The 345-nt window shown below is 52.2% G+C and carries 1 protein-coding gene; it reads left to right on the top strand.

Annotated elements, in window-relative coordinates:
* Positions 1 to 345, top strand: a 345-nt coding sequence (locus tag L977_RS03880; RefSeq protein WP_047624852.1) for a BCCT family transporter, incomplete at both ends; no start/stop codon positions are given.

The following is a 345-nucleotide window of genomic DNA, read 5'->3' as shown; positions in this document are numbered from 1 at the left end:
TTTTCGGGGTGCCCATCAATGAAACGGTGCAGGTCATTCTGATCGTTGTCATTACGGGGTTAGCGACAATTTCGGTTGTGTCCGGCCTGGACAAGGGAATACGCATTCTTTCTGAGCTTAACCTGGGCCTGGCGGTGTTGCTGCTGGCGCTGGTCCTGTGTCTGGGACCAACCGTGCTTCTGCTGAAGTCATTTGTGGAAAATACGGGCGGTTATCTTTCGGAGCTGGTGAGTAAAACCTTCAACCTTTACGCATATGAACCTAAGTCGAGCAACTGGCTGGGGGGCTGGACATTATTGTACTGGGGATGGTGGCTTTCATGGTCGCCGTTTGTGGGGATGTTCA

Source organism: Enterobacter sp. ZOR0014 (assembly GCF_000798855.1).
Taxonomy (GTDB): domain Bacteria; phylum Pseudomonadota; class Gammaproteobacteria; order Enterobacterales; family Enterobacteriaceae; genus Enterobacter; species Enterobacter kobei.
This window is presented reverse-complemented; position numbering and strand designations above follow the sequence as displayed.